This window comes from Bradyrhizobium erythrophlei (genome assembly GCF_042430365.1).
Taxonomy (GTDB): Bacteria; Pseudomonadota; Alphaproteobacteria; order Rhizobiales; family Xanthobacteraceae; genus Bradyrhizobium; species Bradyrhizobium erythrophlei.
The window spans coordinates 1-1,364 of record NZ_JBHMET010000200.1; the positions used below are offsets into that span (position 1 = coordinate 1).

Genomic DNA, 1,364 nt, shown 5'->3' on the forward strand with positions numbered 1-1,364 from the left:
ACTTGTATGGGGCGATTGGTGTCAAGGCTTTTCGTTATGGGTTATCTCCTTGTTCGGCCGGCCTGCGACATCTCCTCGTCCCGACCCGTTTTTCGCTAGGCTGCTGCGCGCAGCGGCGGTCAAGGGTGGCCGAAGGCCATCGCAGAGCGACGTGCCCTTGACGGCCGCGAGCACAGCGGCAGACTTGCGCGATCGGGCGCGTCTTTTCCAGTGCAGTGTCAGCAACTGAGACGATACCGAGGGGGAGCTCGCCATCGTGCGCGCAGATCGCGCGCCACGAACTTGTATTCGGCCGACCCGTGAGGATCGCAACCACGATGCAGTCATGCGCATCGGCGGCGAAGCTCCGAGACGGCGGGCCCATTCTAAACCGCGGTGCAAGGACCATAGTCCAACATCGGGTTGCCGCCACCTCGGCTCGTCAGCTGCAGCTCGGCATCGACATGACGCAGGGCTGCAGCAACTCAGTCGTCCTTACGCGGCCGGGCGCAGCAGCAGACCTGCCGGCGTCTCGCCGGTCGTCACGAGCCGCCACAGTGCAATGAGGAGCTTGCGCGCGAGCGCCACGATCATCGTCTTGCGCGTGCCGCCGCGGGCATCGGAAGTTCGCTTCCGATACCACGCGGTCAGCGCGCTGGCCTTCTGATGCACCAGATGACCCCAGGCGAGCTCGATCATCCCGCGGCGCACGCGGGCATTGCCCGCTTTGGCAAGTCCGCGCTCGCGTCGTCTTTTGCCGCTCTCGTCGGGCGCACCGGTCAGGCCGGCATAGCGCGCGAGGGCTTTCCGATCCCGGATGTCGCGCGAGAACACCTCCTGCATGAGCATGTCCGCGGTCTCAATGCCGACGCCGACGACCCGCGCGAGTACGCGTACCATTGCATGGCGTTGCTCGTTGGGCGCTGCCGCCAAGCGCTTGGCACGGGTTGTCTCGATCTCCTTGATCTGCTGCTTGACAAAGCGCAGGCGGTCCATATCGCGCCGCAGCTCGGCCAGCGTGTTCGCCGGGACGGCCGCGCCCTCCGGCGTGCGTAAGGCCTCCAGCCGGCTCGACGCCTGAGCCAGGTTGGGCCGGAAGCCGCGAATGCCGAGGCGGGCGAGATTGGCCTTCAGGCGGTTGATGATGCGTGTGCGCTCTCCAACCAAGCTCTGGCGCTCGCGGCCCGGCCGTTTCGCATCCTCGTCGGCGGGGGTGGGGATCGGCGCCATGCTGCAATGCTTCGGTTCGCCACGCAGCCAGCCGAGAAAGGCGCGTTTGAGCAGTTCAGTGTCGAGCCGATCTGTCTTCGCCCGCCGGTGCTCGCGCGACACCGGGACGCTCGACGGGTGGATCACGTAGGCCTCGATCTCTCGCGCGCGCAGCC

The 1,364-nt window shown here is 66.6% G+C and carries 1 protein-coding gene; it reads right to left on the reverse strand.

Annotation, left to right across the window (positions count from 1 at the left end):
• Nucleotides 1–474: 474 nt before the first annotated feature.
• On the reverse strand, nt 475–1,364 hold an 890-nt coding region (locus tag ACFFWD_RS29185), incomplete at its 5' end, for an IS110 family RNA-guided transposase (protein ID WP_376971203.1).